General features: G+C 32.1%; 19 protein-coding genes and 1 pseudogene. 2 read left to right on the top strand and 18 right to left on the bottom strand.

The window, feature by feature from the left end; translation table 11 throughout:
- Nucleotides 1–525, bottom strand: a 525-nt coding sequence (locus HBE96_RS17660) for a transposase (RefSeq protein ID WP_206154980.1), incomplete at its 3' end; no start/stop codon positions are given.
- A gap of 176 nt (nt 526–701) precedes the next feature.
- Between HBE96_RS17660 and HBE96_RS17655 the strand changes: the two genes are divergently transcribed.
- Entirely contained in the window at nt 702–2,138 is a 1,437-nt protein-coding gene (locus HBE96_RS17655; protein WP_169299024.1) for a sigma-54 interaction domain-containing protein, read from the top strand.
- A 904-nt stretch (nt 2,139–3,042) separates the two neighbouring features.
- Here the strand turns inward: HBE96_RS17655 and HBE96_RS17650 are convergent.
- The 13 genes and pseudogenes from HBE96_RS17650 to HBE96_RS17595 form a co-directional block, all read right to left on the bottom strand.
- Nucleotides 3,043–3,627 carry a 4Fe-4S dicluster domain-containing protein gene (locus tag HBE96_RS17650; RefSeq protein WP_169299023.1) on the bottom strand — a complete coding sequence of 195 codons (585 nt, stop codon included), beginning with the start codon at nt 3,625–3,627 and terminating at the stop codon, nt 3,043–3,045.
- 6 nt (nt 3,628–3,633) lie between these two features.
- Complete coding sequence (locus HBE96_RS17645; RefSeq protein WP_169299022.1) at nt 3,634–5,016, bottom strand: [FeFe] hydrogenase, group A; 1,383 nt, start codon at nt 5,014–5,016, stop codon at nt 3,634–3,636.
- A 35-nt stretch (nt 5,017–5,051) separates the two neighbouring features.
- Entirely contained in the window at nt 5,052–5,606 is a 555-nt protein-coding gene (locus tag HBE96_RS17640) for a 4Fe-4S dicluster domain-containing protein (RefSeq protein ID WP_169299021.1), read from the bottom strand.
- 318 nt (nt 5,607–5,924) lie between these two features.
- On the bottom strand, nt 5,925–6,683 hold the full coding sequence (locus HBE96_RS17635; protein WP_169299020.1) for a 2Fe-2S iron-sulfur cluster-binding protein: 759 nt from the start codon (nt 6,681–6,683) through the stop codon (nt 5,925–5,927).
- A 12-nt stretch (nt 6,684–6,695) separates the two neighbouring features.
- Nucleotides 6,696–8,501 carry an NADH-quinone oxidoreductase subunit NuoF gene (locus HBE96_RS17630; protein WP_169299019.1) on the bottom strand — a complete coding sequence of 602 codons (1,806 nt, stop codon included), beginning with the start codon at nt 8,499–8,501 and terminating at the stop codon, nt 6,696–6,698.
- On the bottom strand, nt 8,501–8,989 hold the full coding sequence (gene nuoE / locus HBE96_RS17625; RefSeq protein WP_169299018.1) for an NADH-quinone oxidoreductase subunit NuoE: 489 nt from the start codon (nt 8,987–8,989) through the stop codon (nt 8,501–8,503). Before nuoE ends, HBE96_RS17630 begins: the two co-directional genes overlap by 1 nt.
- Nucleotides 8,990–9,359: 370 nt before the next feature.
- Nucleotides 9,360–11,507 carry a formate dehydrogenase subunit alpha gene (fdhF, locus tag HBE96_RS17620; protein WP_169299017.1) on the bottom strand — a complete coding sequence of 716 codons (2,148 nt, stop codon included), beginning with the start codon at nt 11,505–11,507 and terminating at the stop codon, nt 9,360–9,362.
- Between the two features lie 737 nt (nt 11,508–12,244).
- Nucleotides 12,245–12,799 carry a hypothetical protein gene (locus HBE96_RS17615; RefSeq protein WP_169299016.1) on the bottom strand — a complete coding sequence of 185 codons (555 nt, stop codon included), beginning with the start codon at nt 12,797–12,799 and terminating at the stop codon, nt 12,245–12,247.
- Nucleotides 12,800–13,100: 301 nt separating this feature from the next.
- Nucleotides 13,101–13,193 (bottom strand): annotated as a pseudogene (locus HBE96_RS27000) (sigma-70 family RNA polymerase sigma factor); the annotation flags it as partial.
- Nucleotides 13,194–13,201: 8 nt separating this feature from the next.
- Nucleotides 13,202–13,774, bottom strand: a complete 573-nt coding sequence (locus HBE96_RS17610; protein ID WP_206154979.1) for a nickel-dependent lactate racemase family protein — start codon at nt 13,772–13,774, stop codon at nt 13,202–13,204.
- Nucleotides 13,775–13,818: 44 nt separating this feature from the next.
- Nucleotides 13,819–15,201 (bottom strand): FAD-binding oxidoreductase, encoded by a 1,383-nt coding sequence (locus HBE96_RS17605; RefSeq protein ID WP_169299015.1) that lies wholly within the window; start codon nt 15,199–15,201, stop codon nt 13,819–13,821.
- A 23-nt stretch (nt 15,202–15,224) separates the two neighbouring features.
- Nucleotides 15,225–16,211, bottom strand: a complete 987-nt coding sequence (locus HBE96_RS17600) for an electron transfer flavoprotein subunit alpha/FixB family protein (RefSeq protein ID WP_169299014.1) — start codon at nt 16,209–16,211, stop codon at nt 15,225–15,227.
- Nucleotides 16,212–16,213: 2 nt separating this feature from the next.
- Nucleotides 16,214–17,014, bottom strand: a complete 801-nt coding sequence (locus HBE96_RS17595; RefSeq protein WP_169299013.1) for an electron transfer flavoprotein subunit beta/FixA family protein — start codon at nt 17,012–17,014, stop codon at nt 16,214–16,216.
- A 1,093-nt stretch (nt 17,015–18,107) separates the two neighbouring features.
- Between HBE96_RS17595 and HBE96_RS17590 the strand changes: the two genes are divergently transcribed.
- Nucleotides 18,108–18,572 (top strand): hypothetical protein, encoded by a 465-nt coding sequence (locus HBE96_RS17590; RefSeq protein WP_169299012.1) that lies wholly within the window; start codon nt 18,108–18,110, stop codon nt 18,570–18,572.
- A gap of 199 nt (nt 18,573–18,771) precedes the next feature.
- Here the strand turns inward: HBE96_RS17590 and HBE96_RS17585 are convergent, their stop codons facing one another.
- The 4 genes from HBE96_RS17585 to dpaL all read right to left on the bottom strand — a co-directional run bounded on the left by HBE96_RS17585 (nt 18,772) and on the right by dpaL (nt 24,003).
- Nucleotides 18,772–20,058 carry an aromatic amino acid transport family protein gene (locus HBE96_RS17585; protein WP_169299011.1) on the bottom strand — a complete coding sequence of 429 codons (1,287 nt, stop codon included), beginning with the start codon at nt 20,056–20,058 and terminating at the stop codon, nt 18,772–18,774.
- Between the two features lie 138 nt (nt 20,059–20,196).
- Entirely contained in the window at nt 20,197–21,360 is a 1,164-nt protein-coding gene (locus HBE96_RS17580; RefSeq protein ID WP_169299010.1) for a M20 aminoacylase family protein, read from the bottom strand.
- Between the two features lie 126 nt (nt 21,361–21,486).
- Nucleotides 21,487–22,734: a Zn-dependent hydrolase gene (locus tag HBE96_RS17575; protein ID WP_169299009.1), complete on the bottom strand. Its 1,248-nt coding sequence runs from the start codon at nt 22,732–22,734 to the stop codon at nt 21,487–21,489.
- Between the two features lie 42 nt (nt 22,735–22,776).
- A complete protein-coding gene (gene dpaL, locus HBE96_RS17570) occupies nt 22,777–24,003 on the bottom strand; it encodes a diaminopropionate ammonia-lyase (protein ID WP_169299008.1) in 1,227 nt (408 codons plus the stop codon).
- Nucleotides 24,004–24,039: the final 36 nt, after the last annotated feature.

The following is a 24,039-nucleotide window of genomic DNA, read 5'->3' as shown; positions in this document are numbered from 1 at the left end:
AAGTTTAGCAAGGTTTCTCAAATAGTAAGAGCATTTTGGGTTAACACATTTGTGTATACGAAAATGCTTACGATCTTTCTTGGCTGAAAGAGTTTGTCCACAATATGGGCAGATAAATATTATAGGTTTAGTGGTATGGTTGTTTTCGTTGAAATTTTGACCACAGACTTTACACTGATATTGACCTCTATTACCATTATTATCGTAGATATAGTGGTGGGGAGCACCACATTTTGGACACACAATATTTTCAGGCATAGTCTTTCCATTACGCCTTTGAACAGGTTTGGTCATCTTATTGTATTTGTGTTTGTAGTAAGCCAGAAGAAGCCTATAATCTACTTTTTCAAAACGCATGATTGTAGGAAGTTTATCTACTTTGAATTTTTGATATTCAGGACTATGTGAATCCTCAAAAGCCCACTGCTTAAGAGGAATGTGTTTACAAATAAATAAAAGTAATTGATAAATTATTTTCAAAAGATATTGATTATACAAAACTAAATAAGTTATAATTGAATCCATAACAATGACATCCTTTCATGTATATTTTTGTTTGGTGAGAGATTCAATTATAACATGAAATAGGGGGTCATTGTTTTTTTATTTAAAAAACTCTGTAACCCTTGATATATAAAGAAAATTTATAAAAATAGTGTAAAAAAATTTTACACTAACTTCGATTTCATGGGGGTGATGCTATGGAAAATTTAGATCCTTGGGAAGATTCTAATGATATGTGTAGAATTGATATGGACAGTATATTAGAATACGACATATCTTCTTTTGTATTACAGGCAGTTTTTAATTCTGCAAATGAAGGATTAATCATTACTGATGAAAATCTATTAATAAAAAAGGTAAACATTACAGCAGTTAAAATATTAGGTATAAAAGAAGAACTGCTATATGAAACTTTTTTAAATGATATACTCAAGGAAGATGTTATAAACAGTTCTATCCTCACAGGAGAAAGTTATTTTAATGAAGATTGCTGCTTTGATATTAATGGCAATAAAATAAGATCTTTTATAAATATAATTCCTGTAAGATTAAGAAGCAAAAATATAGGATTAGTATTATCTTTAAGGGATAATAAAAATCTACACAAGATAGTTAACAATTTTGCAGGCTACAAAGCTTCTTTCAAATTTGAGGATATTATCACGAGAAATCCGGATGTAAAGCTTTTAATAGACTTAGCAAAAAAAGCTGCAAAAACCGACTGTAACATTTTACTTGAAGGAGAAAGTGGTACTGGTAAAGAGGTTTATGCTCAATCAATTCATAATTATAGCTCTAGACGTAACGCTCCTTTCATAGCAGTAAATTGTGCTGCTATACCAAGAGAACTTGTAGAAAGTGAACTTTTTGGATATGAAAAAGGTGCCTTTACTGGAGCAAATAAAAGTGGTTCTCCTGGTAAATTTGAATTAGCTGATGGTGGTACTATTTTTCTAGACGAAATTGGAGAATTACCTTTTGATATACAATCCAAGCTTTTAAGGGTTCTAGATAACCTTAAAATAGTACGAGTTGGAGGTTCTTACGAAAAAAGTATAGATGTACGAGTTATCGCTGCTACTAATAGAGTTTTAACTGAAGAAATTCAAAATAAAAATTTTAGAGGTGATCTTTATTATAGGTTAAATGTAATGAGTCTTCATCTACTTCCACTAAGAGATAGAAAAGATGATATAGAACTTTTGACTCAATACTACTTAAATAAACTTAACATGAAAAATCCATGCGAACCCAAATATTTAGATCCTTCTTATGTGGAAAAATTAAAAAGCCATAGCTTTGCAGGAAATGTACGTGAGCTTAGAAATATACTCGAAAGATCTTATTACCTCTGTGAAGATTCTCTTATGACTTCCAAACTTCTTAATAAAATAAAAAGTGTAGTAACTCACACTCATATAATATCTGAGGAAGATGAAACCGTACATACTGCAACTGCACATACTGATCCAAAACAAATTTTTCCTTTAGGACAAGTAGAAGAAAGATGTATAATAGATGCTCTTAAATTTTGCAATGGAAATGCTATAAAAGCAGCAGAACTTTTAAAAATAGGCAAAGCTACTATTTATAGAAAAATAAGCAAATATAATATAGATACAAAAATGTTGTAAAAAACTATAGAATTCTATATTCATTCTTTGAATAATAGCTGAACTTTCACAGTTTAAAAATAATGTGACGCAAAGGTTCAGTAGCAGTTTGGATTTTAACTTTTACTCCATGATATATGGTAAGTGTTTCATCACTGCTAAATGTTTTAATTATTCTAAAGCTCGAAATTTTTGAAAGCCTAAGAACTTTGTCAAACTCGGTTCCCTCAAACAAGACTAAAGTTCTAAGGCTTTCAAAAATTTTGAGCTAAGAATGATACTAAAACAATTTAGCTAATGTGATGAAACACTTACCATATATCATTACATAAAAGTTAAAATCCAAACTAGTAACTTCAAGCGTACACATATAATTAAATTGTCATAAGTTATTTTTTATTTTATAAAAGTATCTCGAAAGAGATTTCTCAATTGAATTGTTGAAAACTCTAATATGAAACTACATTAATATTTCAAATGCAGTCAATAATCAACAAATGTATTTTTCTAAAGGCTACGCCCAAAAGTATTATTTAAAAACAGATAAAAAATAATATAAATCAAATAGTAAGTATTATGAAAGCTACGCTTTTTTATTAAGATCTAAATCATAATGTATTATAAGCAGTTTTTAATATTAGAATTACAATAGTTACTACACAACTTTTTAGGTGGAGGGAGCTTTGAATATATGGTGTATAAAAGCTTTTAGGTGAATTTAGGAGCTCTTATGTCTAAAATTCAAAAAATCTCGTAATTTGAATCAGGACGGGACATTTGAGCGGGTAGAGATTTTTTGAATTTTAGGCATTAGAGCTCCTTAATAAACGGTCAGCTTTTTTACACCATATATTCAATGCGGACTCCACCTAAAAAGTTGTGTCGCATTTTGCTTTTATAAAGTCAAAATTTTGTATATATAAAATCAACTGTTTTCATTAGTTGATTTTAATATTGAATTTGCATTAATTTTGCGTTTTTCTTTAATCATTCTTTCCATCTCTTCATGATTTACTATTTTTAAAGCTTTAGTTGGACATACTTCTGCACAAGCTGGTCCACCTTCTCTATCTGCACAAATATCACACTTACGTGCAACAATTCTTTCTTTTCCATCTAGGCTCTCTTCACTATTAGTTCTAAGTTTCGCCTGGAAAACTCTTTTGCCATCCTTAAATTCTGTAACCAAATCTATAGCTCCAATAGGACAGGCAATTGCACAGGTTTTACATCCTATGCATAATCCTTCGTCTACCTTTACATGTCCATTTTTATTACTTATAGCTTGAACAGGACATGCTTTAGCACAGGGAGCATCTTCACACTGTCTGCACTGAATAGGAGCACTTACCTCTGCAGTTTTTATTACACTTAGACGTGGAAAAAATTCAATTTCTGATACATTTGAAGTAAATATATCTTTTTTAGAATGAGCTACGACACAAGCTATTTCACAGGTTCTGCATCCTATGCACTTAACTGGATCTGCTACTACAAAACAATTAGGCATATTTTTTTACTCCTTTCTGGATTTGTATTTCGTATGCAGCAACTCATGGGATTTATGACCTAATGGTGCTCCCAAAAATTCGCTGTATATTTTCTTAATGCTTGGATTCTCATGAGATTTTCTTAAAGCTAAATTAGAATCATGATCATACAAGCCTTGTTTTCTATTATTATAAGCCTCTTCTTTATATTCATCTAAAAGTAATTTTGGCTGTCCACCACCACTTACACAGCCTTCTGGACATGTCATAAATTCTATAAAGTGAAGATCACATTCACCTTTCTTTATTGACTCAAGCACAGGTGCTGCATTTTTTAGTCCTGATACTATACCAACCTTTAATTTTAAATCTCCAACTTGAACTTCAGCAGTTCTAAAACCTTCTCCACCTCTAACAGCGCTTAAATCTACACTTGGAATTTGTTTTTTAGTTATAAGTTCATATCCAGTTCTAAGAGCAGCCTCCATAACTCCTCCAGTAACACCAAATATAGTTCCTGCACCTGTATATAATCCTAAAGGATCATCAAAATCTTCTTCTTCAAGCTCCTTAAAATCTATACCGCTATCTTTTATTAAATGAGCTAATTCTCTTGTAGTAATAACTACATCAACATCTCTGTAACCACTGTCTTTCATTTCTTCTCTTTCTGATTCAAATTCTTTGCAGGTACATGGCATAACAGATACGCTTAACATTTTAGCTGGATCTACCTTATTAACTTTAGCACCATAAGTTTTAAAAACTGAACCTGCCATTTGTTGAGGTGATTTACAGCTTGAAAGATTACCTAAAAGTTCTGGATACGTTTGCTCTAAATATTTTACCCATGCTGGACAACAGGATGTAAACATTGGAAGAGTTCCACCTTTAGTTACTCTTTCTATAAGTTCGCTGCCTTCCTCCATTATTGTAAGATCTGCTGAAAAGTTAGTATCATAAACTTTATCAAATCCAAGTTTTCTTAGTGCTGCTGCCATCTTTCTTGGACTTAAAGTTCCAAGAGGCATTCCAAAATCCTCACTTAAACCAACTCTTACAGCTGGAGCACATTGTACTACTTTAAACAACTCTTTGTTTTGAAGCAGCTCTTTAACTTTTTTTATTTGACCTTTATTATAAGCTGCAAATATAGGTTCTTTATTATCACCTAACATACCTCTATCAAAGTATTTCTTACTAATTGGTGTTGGAACGTCTTCATATATGGGATAATATCCCTTACAAACCTGTACACATTGTCCACACATAACACACTTATCTGTATTTACATGCTGAGGTTCTCTATCATTACCCTCTATAGCATCTACTGGACAAACCTCTGCACAACGTCTGCAACCAGTACATAATTCTTGATCTATACATATCATGGCAGTATTATTTGACATTTTAACATCCCTTTCTTTAATAGATTTTTTATTAATTATATATCACTATTAAAATCTAATAATCCTAATGCTGCTTTTACATTACGGTCTTTCTTTTCATCCCTAGGAACAGCAACCTTTAAAGCTTCTTTAGGGCAAGCTTTAACACATGCTGGTGTACCACCATTTTCTTTGCATAAATCACATTTATGAGCTACTAATTTTACCTTTTCTTCAAAAGCAGTACCTGATTGCTTTTTATTAAATCTTGGTAATAAATCAACAGCTCCTACTGGGCAAACAAGCATACAAGTTTTACAACCTATACAGGCACTTTCATTTATTCTTATACTTCCATCTTCCTGTTCTATAGCATTTACGGGACATGCATTAGCACAAGGTGCATCTTCACAATGTCTACACTGAATTGGCATAACAACTTTCTCTTCTTTTACAAGAAAAAGTCTTGGAACAATCGGTGTTTCCATAGTTCCTACTGTTAGACCTGCATCCTTATCTCTATGACTTGCCGCGCAGGCTACCTCACAAGATCTGCATCCAATACATTTACCTGGATCACATATTACGAAAGAATTAAGATCTGGTTTCATTTAATTTACCACCTTTCTCATAAACAAAATATACTGCAAGTAATTATTTTTAATAAATTACTGCATAAATAAAGATATTGTTTGGAAAAGTGTCTTACTTCTAAAAGGCACTTTTGCAATTTCCACATTAGCGCACTAAGCCTTTTCGTATATTTCTCTTGTTCCGTCAATTTTAGCTTTTATTCTGAATTTATTGCAAAAACCTTATCCATATCTAATTCTTTTCTTAATTCAAATATTTACTATATCGAAACCATATTATCTAAAAAAATATCTTATTTCTAAAAGGCGCTTCTGTAATTTTATAATATTAGTTCATTAAACTTTTTCATATAATTCTTTTATTTCACTAGCTCCAGCTTTTCTCTTACATTTCTCGCAGAGAACTTTGTCCATATCTAATTCTTTTCCTATTTTTCCATAAGCAAATTTTAAATGTTCCTCTGTAACGAAAGTTTCTCCGCACTCATGACATTTTACCAGTTTAAATTTCTTTCCCCATATTTCTCTTTGTCCATCTTTATCTACCATCTTTATAGCACTAGTTGGACATACATTTGCACAAGAACCACATCCTATACATTCTGGTGAAGGTTCATGATAAGGTGTATCTACCTCTTTATAAATCCCCCTATTAACCGTTGATATAGCCCCCGTTCCTAATTCCTTACATGCTCTTGCACAAAGTCCACAAAGCACACAATTTTCTGTATTATCTAATTTAAATCTCTCTACTCTTTTTCTCTCTACTCCAAAAGCTTCAGCCATTTTTGCTACTTCTTCATTTTCCGGACATCTAATCTGAAGTAATGTCATTATATTTTTTCTTATTCTCTTTATTTTATCTGAATTAGTTACAACTTCAACTTCCTTAGTGACTGGGAAAAGGCATGAAGTTACAACTTTTGACCAACCTCTATCTACAACTTCCACTACACATAATCTACAGCTTCCAAGACCTGCTAAAGCATCACTATGGCATAGTGTAGGTATATATATATTATTTCTTTGTGCTATTTGAAGAATAAATTCCCCTTTTTCAGCCTCACATGCTTTTCCATCAATTATAATTTTCATTGTGTCACCCCCCTATTTAACCTTGACTGCATCAAATTTACATATATTCATACAGTTTCCGCATCTTACACACTTATCGTCATCAATTACATGAGGTTTTTTAACGTCTCCTGTGATAGCATCCACTGCACAATTCTTACTGCACATACCGCAGCCTTTACATTTGTCAGTATCTATAACAAATGTTGTAAGCTTCTTACATATACCTGCTCTACATCTCTTATTTCTTATGTGTTCTTCAAATTCATCTCTGAAATATCTTATTGAGGCAACTACTGGATTTGGTGCGCTCTTTCCAAGACTACATAAAGCCGCATCCTTTGCCATTGAACAAATTTCAAGAAGTTCTTCCAAATCTCCTTCTCTACCTTCGCCATTACATATATCTGTTAATATCTCCAGCATCCTCTTTACGCCTTCTCTACAAGGCACACATTTTCCACAAGATTCTTCAGCTAGGAAACTTAGATAATATCTTGTAACATCAACGATACAGGTTCTATCGTCCATAACAATCATACCACCTGAACCCATCATTGAATCTGCCTTAGTTAAAGTATCATAATCAACTGGCAAATCTAAATATTCTTCAGGTAAACATCCTCCTGAAGGTCCACCTATTTGAACAGCTTTAAACTTTCTATCGTTTAATACTCCTCCACCTATGTCATATATAATTTCTCTTAAAGTAGTACCCATAGGAACTTCTACAAGACCAGTATTCTTAACCTTACCAACTAGTGAGAATACCTTTGTACCTTTACTCTTTTCCATGGTTCCTATTGAATGATACCACTGTCCACCTTTTTCAAGTATTATAGGAATATTAGCCCAGGTTTCAACATTATTCAATACTGTAGGTTGTCCCCATAAGCCTTTTTCTGTAGTGTGTATATATTTAGCTCTAGGCTCTCCTACCATACCCTCAATAGAAGACATAAGTGCTGTAGATTCACCACAAACAAAAGCTCCTCCACCTCTTACTATTTGGATATCAAATGAAAAATTAGTACCTAATATATTTTTACCTAAAAGTCCTCTTTCTCTAGCTACATCTATTGCCTTCTGCATATTTTCGACAGCTAGTCCATATTCATCTCTTATATATGCAAATCCTAAGCTTCCTCCAACTGCATAAGCACAAATTGTCATACCTTCAATAACGCTGTGAGGATCGCCTTCCATTATACTTCTATCCATAAATGCGCCTGGATCACCTTCATCACCATTGCACACTACATATTTAGGTGTTGTATCAATTTGTGCAGCTGTCTGCCATTTACGAGCTGTAGGGAATCCAGCTCCACCTCTTCCTCTAAGTCCTGAATCACCTACTTCTTTAAGTACATCTTCTGGCTTCATTTCTGAAAGCACTTTCTTTAAGGCTTTGTATCCGCCTCTTTCTATATAATCTTCTATAACTGTTGGATCAATTTCTCCTACATTTCTAAGAGCAATTTTATTCTGTCTTTTACAAAATTCACTTTGTTTATGATTTCTTAATCTTTGTTTAGTTGATGTTTCAAAATATAATAATTTTTCAATAATTTCCCCATTCATAAGTGTCTTTTTAACTACATCTTCTACATCTTCTACTTTTACTTTAAAATATGCTATGTCATCAGGATAAATTTTTATTACTGGTCCTTTTTCACAAAGTCCATCACAACCAGTTGCTTTTAACTTAACTTCAGTTTTTACTTCAGCATTTGCCCCTAGTTCTGCTATTTTTTTCTTAAGCTCCTCAAATACTTCCATACTGTGCTTTGCTAAACACCCAGCTCCGCAGCATACATTAACTGTTTTCTTATTACTCATTATTTTTCACCCCTATACTCATCAAGAATTTCTTTTATCATCTTAGGTGTCAAATTTCCATAATATTTTTCGTTAATCATCATAACAGGAGCTATAGCACAACATCCTATACAGTTAACTGTATTAATTGAAAACTTAAGATCTTCTGTGGTTTCCCCAGGTTTTATACCTAATATTTTTTCAAGTTCATCTAACACCACCATTGATCCAGCTACGTGACAGGCAGTTCCATCACATACAGTTATAATGTATTCTCCTTTTGGTGTTAAACTTAGAGCCTTATAAAAAGTTGCCATACCATAAAGTCTGCTAACTGGAGTTTCTAAGTATTCAGCTAAAGCTTCTAATGCTTCTCTAGGGATATACTTATATTTTCTTTGTATATCCTGTAAAATGGCCAAAGTATATCTCTGTTCTTTAGGATATTTTTCTATTACGTCTTTGCCACACATGTCTGTTTCTAAATTTTGTTTTTGTGCCATATCCATTAAAATTCACCCTCTTACCTAAAGATTTATATAAATAGAATAATAAATCATTCTACTTACCTCTAATTATTTATTAAATTTAATTTTTATTATATTACTCTTTACACTATATTCTTAAAATTTTACTACATAATCATTGTGTAAATTTTCTAAATATTTACTCCTATTTTTATACATTAACATATTATTTATATAAAGAAAATATGTCAACACATTAAAATTATACCAATATATTATTCCTAAAAAAAATCTATCTTTAAATTGTTTTTAGCTATAACAAAATCTTTATTCTGTTATAGTTTTCTGCCTCTTTTAATTTAGAAAAGAGTTTAATTTAAAGATAGATTTTCTTGAAGATGCCTTCGTTTATCTATTTACAACATTCCAAATCTATATTCATCTTTCTTCTTATTTTTATATATTCATCTTTTACATACTGCTCTGCAGCTTTTTGATCTTTAATCTGTTCTACTTTCACAGCACAATACTTATATTCTGGTGTCTTAGATATAGGATCTAAGTTATTTAAAGTAAGCTCATTACATGCACCTACCCACCATTGATATGTCATATATACTGCACCTTTATTAACTCTATCTGTAACTAATGCTTTAGCTACTACAGAACCTCTTCGTGAGCTTATTCTTATAAACTCCTCATTTGAGATATTTAAGTTTTTAGCATCATTTGGATTTATCTGAACATAACCTGGCTCGTCAGCTAACTGCTGAAGTGCTCTACAGTTACCAGTCATTGTTCTTACTGAATAATGTCCAACCTCTCTTACTGTAGAAAGTACTAGAGGATATTGCTCATCCGTAAGCTCCATAGGTGCTCTCCATTCTGCTGCAAATAAATTTCCCTTTCCACTTGGAGTGTTAAATTTATTTCCTTTATACAAATATGAAGTTCCTGGATGGTCTTCTGAAGGACATGGCCACTGGATCCCTCCTAGCTCTTCAAGTCTTTCATAACTTGCTCCTTTGAAATTTGGGCACAAGTATCTTAACTCATCCCAGATTTCTTTTGTATTCTTATAATTCATGTCATACCCCATAGCTTTAGCAATTTCTGAAATTATCTGCCAGTCAGGTTTTACATCTCCTGTAGGTTCTATTGCCTTACGGAATCTTTGGAATCCTCTATCAGCAGAACTATATACCCCTTCATGTTCACCCCATGAAGTAGCTGGTAATATTACATCTGCATGAAGTGCTGTTTTATTCATAAATATATCTTGAACAATTACAAACTCTAACTTATCTAAAGCTTCTCTAACCTCTGCTGCATCAGGATCACTTTGTACTGGATCTTCACCCATTATGTAATAAGCTTTTATTTTATCCTCTTTGAGTACTAAATGAGGAACTTCAGTTAGATGATAGCCTATCTTGTTTGAAAGTTTTACTCCCCAGGCATTCTCAAACTTTTCCCTTATAGCATCATTGGTTACAGATTGATATCCTGGATATACATTAGGAAGTGCACCCATATCACAAGCACCTTGTACATTATTTTGTCCTCTTACAGGACCAATTCCTACATTTGGTCTTCCAAAATTGCCTGTTAGAAGTGCTAATGAAGCTAATCCCTTAACTACATCAACCGCCTGTCCAAATTGACATACTCCCATTCCATAAAGTATCATAGCATTTTTAGCTTTAGCATACATTCTCATTGATTTTCTTATATCTTGTGCACTTACTCCAGTTATTTTTTCTGCATACTCTGGAGTATACTTTTCTACTAAGGCTTTATATTCTTCAAAACCTTCTGTATGTTGTTCAACATACTCCTTATTGTATAAACCTTCATTTATTAAAACATTTGCAAAAGCGTTTACTAATACCATATTAGTACCATTTTTTATTGGAAGCCATAAATCAGCTATCCTAGCCGATTCTGTTATACGTGGATCTGTTACCACTATTTTAGCTCCCTTTGATTTTGCTTTAACTATTCTTCTTGCAACTATAGGGTGTGATTCTGCACCATTATAGCCAAATATGAATACTAAATCACAATCATCAATTTCATGAATGCCATTTGACATTGCTCCATTACCTAATACGTAAGCCAGACCGGCTACAGAAGGTGCATGTCAAACTCTAGCACAGTGGTCAACATTGTTTGTTCCAATAACTGCCCTCATAAACTTCTGCATAATATAGTTAGCTTCATTTCCAGATCCTCTAGCACAACCTGTTCCCATAATTGAATCCGGTCCATATTTCTCTTTAATTTCTTTTAACCTTGAAGCTGTAAAACTTATAGCTTCTTCCCAGGATGCCTCTTCAAGCTGTCCATTTTTTCTTATCATAGGTTTCTTTAAACGAGCTGTTAAAATTTTAGGATCATTTAAAAAATCCCATCCATAATGTCCCTTAAGACATAAACTGCCTTCGTTGGTTCTACCATTAGCAGGTTCAGCTCTTACTATCTTTCCATCTTCTACAACTAGATTTAAATTACATCCAGCACCACAGTAAGGACAGACGGTCAGTACCTTATTTTCCATAAATTACCCCCCTAATTTAACCTTTTACTTATTAACTTAACATAAGCAATTAATCTTCATAAATCCATTAAATGAAAAAATGATTACCGATGTAAAGTACTGTAAATACCTTGATATAAACATATTAAAATATTCTGAAATTAATGTCAAGCTAGAATTGTTAACGTTTTAGCAATGTTCGCATTCTAAATGTATACCTTATTATAAGTAAAACAATTAATTTTAAGTATCGTTAAATTATATTGAACTTTTTCCTGAACTTTTTTTTATAGAAATTCAATATAATAATATAAAAATTAAAAGTGCTGTTATAATTTTATCAGCACTTATTATATTAATCCCTTAAATTGTAACTTTCAATGCTAATGCAATATAATTCCAGCGCTATTATCGGTATATATCTAACTATATAAATTTTAGATCATCTTAAAACATGTTTAAAGTTCTAACAAAGTATAATATTGATTAATTCATAAATTTAATATAATTTGTAAACAACTTTATATAGTATCAATTTATAAAACATATTTCTCACTTTTACTAAGACCTTTTTAGCGTTATTTTACTGTTATTTTATAGATAAACATATTTAAAATTAATGTAAAAAAGAAGATGTTCCACAATCTAAACATCTTCCTTTTAATATACAATTATCTTAAATGTCCTTATAAAACTTAAGTTCTATGTTATATATCTGTTTAAAAAAATTCAATAACTAATATACTATTAAATAGCTTTTATTGATGTAACACATTACCTACTGCTCCTGATAAAGACATAGCTTCAGCAACATTTGTACCATTGGTATAATCATCTCCATAAAAACTATCTAAAGCATCAATAAACCATGAATCTCCAACATCAACTTTTATTCCATTACTTTTCCATGATCTAATAACTGATGACACTAATCTACTTTTTTGTGAACTCGTCATTTTCATCCAGTCACTACCACTTGCATTTCCAGCGGTTTTATTTTCAATACTTGAATTATTAGAACTTCCATTTGTGCTATTATCTAAACTATTTTTATCCATATCATAAGAATTTAGTTTTTTACCTTCTGAAAACTCTGATTTAGATTGATTTTGTGTTAATTTACTATTTTGCTTAGACTGAGTATCATTTTGATTTTGAGTGGTAACTAAATTTTCCTGTTTTACTTGACTGTTAATCTCATTAGTACCTATTTTGCTTTCATTCTCAATCTTTGCTTTTGCAAATAATATCCCAATATTAACACTTACAACCATAAGCAACAGTGCTCCTAAAACAATTGCTATTTTTTTCATTTTTCACCTCTACATATATATATTTTAAAAGTACATATATGAATTATAACAAATTATACATATACGGTAAACAATTCTTTAACAAAATATTAACTAACTTATATCATAATAAACGCTGGATTTTTCAAACAGTTCTTCTAATTCAAAAAAACTTGTTTGTAAGATTGCAAAAAAATTATCTATAACTATGAAAAATAAAAAAAGTAAAAATACACCACTCACCAAGTATCATATTTTTATAAAAACTTAATTTTAAACTATCCTAAATACACATTATTACAAAATTAACCAATAGAAAACTTTCAACATACTTTAGCATTTCCATTACCTCTACACCTCTTCTAAACCATGAAGATTTTAATTTATTTTTGCATATATTTCTAGTAACGCAAACAAATCATATTACCCTTCATTTATCTTTGGAAAAGTATTTGCACCATGAGACATAACATAAGTTTTTAAATTTCTGCCTTTCTTTTTATAAGTTAATTCCAACGCTTCTTCTATAGTTTTTACTACAGTTATACTTGCTTTTTTTACAAGATTTGGATCTAAATCTGCTACAAATATAACATTTGACCAACTTGCTATATCACAGAATATATACGCTACATCTTTAGAAATACTGTATTCACGTCTCAGTTCCTTCTCTCTTTCTAACATGTTGTCATAATTTGATATCATATTTTTAACATCTTCATTACCGCCTAAACCTTCGCTGCACTGACTTAATATAATTATTGTTCCACCAATCTTTACAGCTTCTTTAGCATTCATTATAGTTTTACTTGTCTGATAGAAGTTTATATCCTTTGGATATCCACCAGCAGTGGCAATTACCAGATCTGCTTTTTCATTTATACTGACGCTATCTAACTTTTCAACTACTTTGCAACCCTCATAAAAAGCTTCAATATAGTTTCCACTAACTGCTGAAACTATGCTACCTTCTGTATTTATAATTACATTAAACATAAAGGAAGCAATTTTATCATTACTTACTTATAGCTTTGCACTTTTTAATTTACTATTGTTCCTGGATTTAATATCATATTAGGATCGAATATCTTCTTAATGCCCTTCATTATTTCTATTTCTCTTTCACTATACTGAAGTGACATGTGCTTCTTTCTTGTCTTACCAGTACCATGTTCTGCTGTAACAGTTCCACCATATTTCATAGCTGCTTTATACATTTCCTCTTTTATATCCTCAAAACAAACTGGTAGTTTCCCGTTTTCTAGCATTATAAAATTGTGAACATTACCATCTGCAATATGTCCAACAGATGGAGTAACAGTATGATATTTGTCAGCTATTTTGATTAAATCATCAATAAGACTTGGTACTGAAGCTGGAGGAACTGCTATATCTAAAGCATCTGCCACGTTTTCCTTAAAAGCAGTGTACGCATTACTTCTTATCTCCAAAATATTTCTTTGATCCTTAGTAGTTTCAGCTATTAGACTATCAATAGCATTATATTGTTCACACAATTCCACGATTTTTTCGCTTCTTGCATATAAATCATCTTCTGTAGCTTCATTCAATATAAATATTAAGTCAACACTTCCCTTTGTAGCTGGCCATACCTTTCCAATATGTTTTGCTGATTCTAATGCTACAAATCTCTCCATATACTCTACAGCCAGTGGTGTTATGCCTTCCTGAAGTATCTTAGATACAGCTAGTGATGCATCTTTTCTACCATCAAAGGAAACAACAAGTGTACCTGCATTACTTGTTTTTGTATATAATCTTAAAGTAGCCTTTGTCACTATTCCTAAGGTTCCTTCACTGCCTATGATCATATTTAGCAAATCATATCCCATATTATTTTTCAAAAGCTTATTTCCTAAACTAACTAATTCTCCAGTAGGAAGCACTACTTCTAAGGCTTTAATGTGATTTCTCATAATACCATGTCTTACAGCGTTTACTCCTCCTGCATTTTCAGCAACCATTCCACCGATTTGTGCACCTTCATCCCCTGGATGAATAGGGAAGAATAACTTTTCATGCTTATTCAATCTTTCAAGCAACCCTGCAAGAGTAACTCCTGCTTCTACTGTTATCATTAAATTTTCTTCATCCAATTCAACTATTTTATCTAATCTCTCAAGGGATAACATTATACTTGGCTTAAGTGGTATTGTTGCTCCACATAAGCCTGTACCACCGCCTCTTGGAACAACAGGAATTAATACTTTATTTGCATACTTAACTATCTTAGACACTTCCTCACTGCTGCCTGGTTTTACAACTACGCAATCTTCACAAGCCTTTGGTCTTAATAATGTTTCTGTTTCATCATATAAATAGCTCTGCATCTGTGATAGATCACTAATGACAAAATCTTTTCCAACTATATTTTTTAAATTACTGATTATTTCCTCTTTCATTTTATATCCCCCCAATTTAATAATTAATTGTTTTTAGCCTTTATTTTGCTTATAATCTTAGGAACTACTTCATATAAATCCCCTACTATTCCGTAATCCGCAATATTAAAAATAGGTGCAGATGGATCTGTATTTATGGCAATTATAATATCTGAATCCTTCATTCCTGCCAAATGTTGAGGTGCTCCTGAAATTCCACAGGCAATATAAACTTTTGGTTTTACCCTGTTGCCGCTGTAGCCCACTTGATGTTCTTTTGAAATAAAGCCATCATCAACTACGCTTCTACTGGCTCCTACAACTCCTCCTAAAGCCTTTGCTAATTCCTCCAGCATTTTAAAATCTTCTGCACACTTTAATCCTTTTCCACCTGAAACAACTACACTTGCTTCTGTAATATCAAACTCCTGTCCCTTAAGTTCCTTTACTACTTCTACTAATTTATCTTTACTATAAGCAGCTTCTAATTTTACTACCTCACCTTTATGTGAGGTATCCCTTTTCCCCTCGCAAAATTCTTTATATCTTACTGTTGCCATTTGAGGGTATGTTTCTGTCTTTATATGAGCCAAAATATTTTCGCTAAAAGCAGGTCTTATCTGTATTAACTTTCCATCTTCATCAACTTCTAGTCCAGTGCAATCTGCTGTTAGACCAGTTCCAAGCGCAGCAGCTACCCTTGGTGCTAGAGAACGGCCAAAGCTAGTTGCACCTATTAAACATATTTCCGGCTTAATATTGTCAATTAATTTAACTAAATTTATTTTATAAACCAATTCTTCTGGTTCGTTAAATATATCATCTTCTAAATAAAATACCTTATCTGCACCTCTATATATGAGTTCCTCTGTTTTTATATTGGTAGGTCCTAAGACCACTGAGTATAAAGGTGCTCCTAACTTATCTGCAATTTTCTTTCCTTTACCTAGTAGCTCATAGCTTACCTTATGAATTTCCCCATTCTTTTGCTCTGCAAAAACCAAAACCCCACTGAATTCTTTCAAGTTCATGCTTATACCCCCAATACCTTTTTATCTTCTAATACAGTAATTATTTCCTCAATACCTTCGTTTATATTTTCTCTAAATAACTTTCCTTCTCTTTTAGCACTTTGAGGAACTTCTATTTTCTTAACCTTTGTAGGAGAACCTTTAAAGCCCACTTCCTCTAAAGTTAAAACTTCCTTAAGCTCTTCCATATCCCAAACAGTTATTTTCGCTTTTCTTGCTTTCATCTTACTTTTAAAGGTTGGTAATCTAGGTTCATTTATATACTTTGTTACTGTAATTAGCACTGGAAACTTAGCTTTCTTTAAGTATGTTCCTCCCCAAAGCTCACATTGTGCCACTATATTATCCTGATTTATATCTTCTATTTTTTCCACATAACTTATATGAGGTATGTCCAAAATTTCTGCAATTTCTGGTCCAACTTGTCCAGTATCTCCATCAACAGTTTTTTCTCCAGCAATGATTAAATCAAATTTTCCGATTTTACTTATAGCACCAGCTAAAGTTTTTGAAGTTGCCTTAGTGTCAGCCCCACCAAAACTTCTGTCACTTAATAATATTCCTTCATGAGCCCCTCTTGCTATTGCTTCTTTTAAAGCTTCATCAGCACTAGGTAGTCCCATACTTATAACTGTAACTTTCGCATCCATTTTCTCGCTTATACTCACCGCTGTTTCTAATGCGTTTAGATCAAAAGGATTTATTTCTGTACCAGCAGATTTTCTATCCACTACCCCTTTTTCTCTATCAAATTTAACCCTTTCCATATCCGGCACTTGTTTTATTAATACCACAATATTCATGTTTCCCACTTCACCCTTTCACAATATTGATAATTAAACTGTTTGTATATATATTTAGAAATATCTTAAATGCATCTATATACTTTTTATATATTTTTTTAATATAAATTTTATTACAAATAATATTGCTAAATAAATGAACTACAATTTTCAAACTAACATATAAAAGTTATCAATCATTTTAAACCAAGCTAAGGCACATAAAAATAAACTAGCATACTGAGTAGTTTTATTTTTATGTGCCTTAGTCTGAAGTATTTAATTCTAAATCAATATTTCATACATATTTATACTCACTTTTCATACAATTGAATAGAGATATAAAGTAATTCTTAGGTTCAGATGAAGTTTGCTTATAAGAATGACTTTATCCAAAGCAAACTCGTTAAATGCAATAAATTATATGCAGAAATATAACATAAAAATGTAAATGTAAATAGTTATGTCATGAAAGGACAAAAAATGAGCATGAAAAGAATATTTATGTGTACAAATTCTTTTCACGCCCATTTTTATACGTTTCATGCCATTAAGGTTGTATTTACCATTTCAATATGTATATAATAGGTATTATAAGATTAGGTAAATAATTTTTATTATATAATACTGATGAAATTGCTTTAATTAATAATGATAGTGAGAATTTCATAAACGGAGAGTAAAATGAAGAATATTAAACATTCATTAATAACAATATCCACATTTATATTTGGAACAATATCTTTTATATTATATATGGGTATATTAGGTGGCTTTATTAAGCAAAAAATATTGTCTTATGCAATTGGATGTTTAGGTTTTTACCTATTTTTTAATGCTCTAAGGATTTATAAAAAAGAAAAAAAATTTATGTTTATATTGTCAGCCTTACTTAGTATGCTTTGTTGGTTTGTTATGTTTAGTACTAAGTCAGCCTTCCACTAAATAAAAAAAAATATATATACAATGAAGGTACATTATTTATCATAGAAATGACCCAATTAGTAATATTTAAGCTATAAAACAAGAAAAATTTCCTTTATATTTACTACTTAATGAAAACATTACAGAAGTTTGAATAGATAATAAACAAATTTAAATAGGAGAAAATATAATGAGTATAAAATTAGATTGTAATAATTCAATTAATAAAGTGGTTAATAATACCTATAAGAAAACTTGTAATGAAGTTTCTACTAATTTCGAAACTACTATTAAAAAAGCCAAAACCACTTTCTTTGAAGTATATGAAAAAAAAGCTGAAGATAGTGATTTCAAATTTTTATCAAATGCACCTGCTAATGTGAAAAAAGCCTGGAATGCAACATGGAACAGCTTACAACCAGAAGGGCGAATGGACCTTATAGTTGGTATGATAGAACTGCAATATATGAATCCTAAATGTCCTAATAAACCTATTATTGATAATGTTAACGGATTTAAAGATTCCATTAGTTCATTCATAAGTGACATAATATCTATGGATAAATCCGGTTTATCTAGCGGACATCAGGAAACACATAAAGGAGTAATTGATGCTTTAAGTAAGCTTGAAGAAGAATTAAATAAATATAACTAAATTGTTAAAACAACATCATGAATAATAATTTCATGATGTTGTTTTGTATACACATTTTTTATAAAGATTATGTCCACTACAAAATTAGTGGATATTATCTTATTTTCTTTAATTAATTATTTAGGTAACTTTTTCAATGTAATAGCTTTTAATGTTAATATAGAATATTTTCAATCTGAAACATTTTTTAGTTGTTTAATTAGAATAATGATTTAAAAATTGCTAAAACAGTAATCACTCCCACAGCAGTAACAAATACATTGCTTGCTTTTCCTCTATATTTAGCTAGTGCAGGAATTTTATGAATAGTATACATTGGTAAAATACATAAAATAACAGCACCTGTAGGTCCGCTGACACTTTCTATGATTCCAAGAATACTTGGATTTGCATACGCAGTATACCAGCATGTTAGTATTACAAAAATAAGTATCATTGTCTTAACTGTTTTTTCACTTAGCTCTTTTCCACGAGCTCTGCTGGACTCCATTATTATGTCACGCATTACCTCATATCCTCCCACATAATGCCCAAGAAAAGATTTTATTATAGCAACAAACGCAATAACAGGAGATATATAAGTGATTATAGGTACATTTAAATGATTAGCAAGATACGAAAGTATTGACAGATTTTGTTCCTTTGCCATTGCAAGATCCTTTGGTGATAAACTTAATACGCAACTATAAACGAAGAATATAACAACAGAAAATATCAAAATATAACCGTACTTTTGTATTTGAGCACATTTTGCATCTGTAGCTTCTTCTCCATAGGTTTCTCTCTGTTTTATAACAAAAGGCGATATAATAGGATAATGATTAAAGGATAACACCATGACAGGGAAAATCATCCATAGCATTCCTAAAATACCTTGTCCTCTTGAAACTGTAGAAATACTTGAAACATTTAAACTTGACATATTCCACTGTGGAATCAAATATATTGATATAAAAATCAGAGAAGCTATAAAAGGATATACAAGCGTACTCATTACTTTTATAGTCAAATCTTGACCAAAATTCACTATAGCTATGAGAACGATTACTAATACAAGTGATAAAATTGCTCTTGGTGGCTTGTTAAAGTGCATTTGATTCACAATAAAACTTTCTGCAGTATTTGTTATTGCAACCGAATACATTAGTACTATGGTATAAATTGCGAAGAAATATACTAAATTAAAAATTTTACTTGCTGTATGCCCAAAATACTCTCTTATAGTACCTGTAATACCTTCATCAGCAGCTTTTGAAGAGTATATAATTTTGGCAAAGGCCCTATGTCCATAGTACATTACAGGAAATGCAAATATGGTAATAAACAGTAATGATATTATACCTCCTACTCCTGCATTAATAGGTAAAAATAGTACTCCTGCTCCAATTGCTGTTCCAAAAAGGCTCAAGGCCCAGGTAGTATCTTGTTTATGCCACTTTTTAGGGTCTAGTAATTTTTCCTTTTTTTCAGATGCATTTTCATACATATATAATTCCTCCTATAGTATAAACTATTTCAAAAATCGTTTTCATAAAACTTTTTTAGCCAGGTCCAAGAAAGATAATTCCAAGACCCAACATAAATACAGTGCCAAATATACCTAACATGAAAAATGCTAAAATACTTATTTTGGTAAACGAACTTTAACTAATTCTGCAAAATATTCTGCTCCGATTTTTAATATATTATCATTATAGTCATAGCATGAGTTATGAAGCGGAACATTGCCTACTCCAGCAGACTCATCAGAAGTTCCTATAAACACCAAACAGCCAGGAATTTTCTGTAAAAACGTACCAAAGTCTTCAGAAGCCATCCACTGTTCACAATTTCCATTTACATTATTTTCACCAACAACATTTTGAGCTGCTCTCACCGCAATATCAACACACTTTGCTGAGTTAACCGTTGGTGCAAATTCATGGGTATATTCAAATTGGCATTCTGCTCCATTTATTTGGCAGATTCCCTCACTAATAATTTTCATTCTTTCTTCTAACAACTTTTGTACCTCTGGTGAATAACTTCTAGTATCCCCTTTAATTACTACATTGGTAGGAATGGCATTATGAATACCATCTGTAATAAATTCAGTACATGAAATTACAGCAGGAATACTTGGGTTCATATTACGAGATATAATCGTTTGCAAAGCAAGGACAATTTCAGATGCAATAACTATGGGATCTTTACCCATATGAGGACTTGAAGCGTGTGATCCTTGTCCCTTAATACGAATAACAAAGTTATCTTCACTTCCCATAATTCCACCGCTGCGAGTTGAAATTGAACCAGCAGGCATACCTGGCATATTGTGCATTCCATAAATCTCATCCATTGAAAAATGTTCAAAAAGTCCGTCTTTAATCATAGCAGCAGAGCCTTTGCCAGGTTCTTCCGCAGGTTGAAAAATAAATCTAACTGTTCCGCTAAAGTTTTTACGCTCAGTTAATAACTTGGCTGCACCCAATACTGTAGTCATATGCCCATCATGACCACACCCATGCATTTTACCATGATTTTGAGAAGTGTAAGGATGTTTACCTTCTTCCGTTAGGTTAATAGCATCTATGTCCGTTCTAATACCTATAACCTCTTTACCATCACCCACTGTAAGATTAGCAACGATTCCAGTACCACCAATATTTCTATGAACCTCTAATCCCATATCTGTTAGTGCTTTAGCAATATATTCAGAAGTATTTTTTTCTTCAAAAGCAGTTTCAGGATGCATATGAAAATAATGTCTCCACTCAATTAGTTGTTTTTCAAAATCTTCGTTGTTCATACTAATCTATCTCCCTTATAAAATAATTTTTTAACCGCTTGCGGAATTCCGCAAGCGTTAATTCACCTAACCTTTTATCCGTTAGACTTTTACATTTTCTTTCATATAGAGCTTACTAACAGAAACTTATTTAGCCTCTGTAAGTTTAGTAACTACATCAAGTAACACGTTAGCTCCAGCCACTAAATCAGTTCCCGCTGTGAACTCTTTAGGATTATGGCTTATCCCATTAACACTAGGAACAAAAATCATAGCTGAAGGACAAACGCGTGCAATCATTTGAGCATCCTGCCCTGCACCAGATGTCATTCTTCTTGATTGAAGTCCATGTTCACTAGAAACTTCCTCTATTAATTTAACGATTTTCTCATCAAAATCAACTGGTTGAAAACGTACTAGTTGTTCAGAAGTAATTGATACCCCTTCAGAGATAGCTAATTCTTTCAGATAGCTTGCAAGTGCCTTTTCTTCCTCTTGCAATTTTTCTTCATTTGGATTACGCAAATCAACTGTGAATGTTGCTAAAGATGGAATTACATTAACCGCATTGGGCTTAAATTCAATAGTTCCAACTGTTTCAACAGTTTTTCCATTAGAAGCATTTGCACGATCGCGTAAATATGTTATAACTCTTGCTGCCGCAAGTCCTGCATCATGTCTCATATCAGTTGGTGTAGTACCAGCATGATTTGCAACACCTTTAATGGTAACTCGCTGCCAAGAAATACCTTGAAGATTCTCAACAGCACCAATTGGAATACCCATTTTATCAAGAATTGGACCTTGTTCAACATGAAGTTCAATGAAAGCATGTGGCCTTAAAAATCCAGGCTCCTTTGTTCCAGCATATCCAATACGTTTAAGTTCTTCACCCAATATTGTGCCATCGGTACCCACTGTTGCAAGGGCATCATCAACTGAAAGACCACCAGCAAATACAAGAGATCCCATCATATCAGGGGCATATCTCACACCCTCTTCATTAGTAAACGCTGCAACTGCAATTGGACGAGTTGGAACAAATCCTGCCTTCTTCAAAACTTTTATTACCTCAATCCCAGCAATAACTCCATAGCATCCATCATAAATACCCGCGTTAATTACTGTATCAATATGGGAGCCTAACAAAATTGGTTCTTCATTTCTATTTTCAGTACCATACCAAGTACCAAAGATATTACCGATTCTGTCGATTGCAACTTCTAATCCAGCTTCCTTCATCCAAGTAACTACCTTGTCACGTCCAGCTTTATCTGCATATGAAGCAGCTACTCTCGATAGTTTGTTGTCATTTTCCCTGCCAGTTTGACCAAGTTCTTGAAGTCGGTTAAGTAGACTTTCAGAATTAATTGATAGATTTAATTTATTAATCATGTTTGTTTCTCCTTTCGAAATTCAAATTAGATTTTATATTCATTATATGGATGCATATTTTCCATCCCATACTACTTTTCTATAATTATCAGGATCAGTGTCGCCTTCTGTGCTTATAATAAGTATTCTTGAGTCTTCATTTATATTTAATTTTTCAGCTATTTCTTTTAAGTCATTTTCTTCTAAAATCAAACTCAAAATCCCCATACCTACTGCACCAGATTCTCCAGATATAACTTTAGGATCCCCTTCTAATGGATTGCCAAGCATTCTCATTGCTCTTGCTGTTACATAATCCGGACAGGATATATACATATCTGAATAATCTTTTAAAACTTTCCAGCCAACAGTACTAGGCTCTCCGCAAGCAAGTCCTGCCATTATGGTTGGCATAAAGCCTGTTACTGCATGAGGTTTTCCATCATTTGCTTTAGCAGATTTATATATGCAAGCTGCTTCATTTGGCTCAACTATAGCAGTTATTGGTCTATCCTCACCAAACAAATATGCCAAATACCCTTGCACTGCTCCAGCAAAAGAACCAACACCTGCCTGAAGAAATACATGCGTAGGCCTACCTTTTCCGTCAGCCTTTATCTGTTCTAATGCTTCATCAACAAGCGTAAGATATCCCTGCATAATCCAAGTTGGAATTTTTTCATAACCATCCCAGGCACTATCCTGTATCATAACCCCATTATGCTCATCTGCATATTTATTAGCTAATCTCACGGCATCATCATAATTTAAATCCGTTATAGAAGCTTCTGCTCCTTCTTTTCTTATATTGTTTAATCTTATTTCTGAAGACCCTTTTGGCATAAATATTACTGATTTTTGCCCCAGTTGGTTTGCAGCCCAAGCAATTCCTCTTCCGTGATTTCCATCAGTTGCTGTCACAAATGTAATATCTCCAAGTTTTTCTTTTATTTCTTTACTTCTCAACTTTTCAAAAGAAAGTTCTGAAATATCTACATTTAATTTTTCTGCTATATACTTACCAACAGCATAGGAACCTCCCAATCCTTTAAAAGCATTAAGTCCAAATCTATAAGATTCATCCTTCACCCATATATTACTAACTCCTAATTTTTTAGACAATTCATTTAAACTATGAAGTGGAGTTACTTTGTACTCTGGAAAGCTTTTATGAAAGTTTCTAATCTTTTTAATTTCTTCTCTGTCAATAAAGTCTATAGGTGTTTTCTCTTTATGCGCTTTTCTTGCGTTTTCATTTGGAATATATTTAATTTCTGTTAAATCTCTCATTTTTATTTCTCCTTTCACTCAAAACATCAGTTAATC

The organism is Clostridium muellerianum (assembly GCF_012926525.1).
GTDB classification, from domain to species: Bacteria; Bacillota; Clostridia; order Clostridiales; family Clostridiaceae; genus Clostridium_AM; species Clostridium_AM muellerianum.
This window is presented reverse-complemented; position numbering and strand designations above follow the sequence as displayed.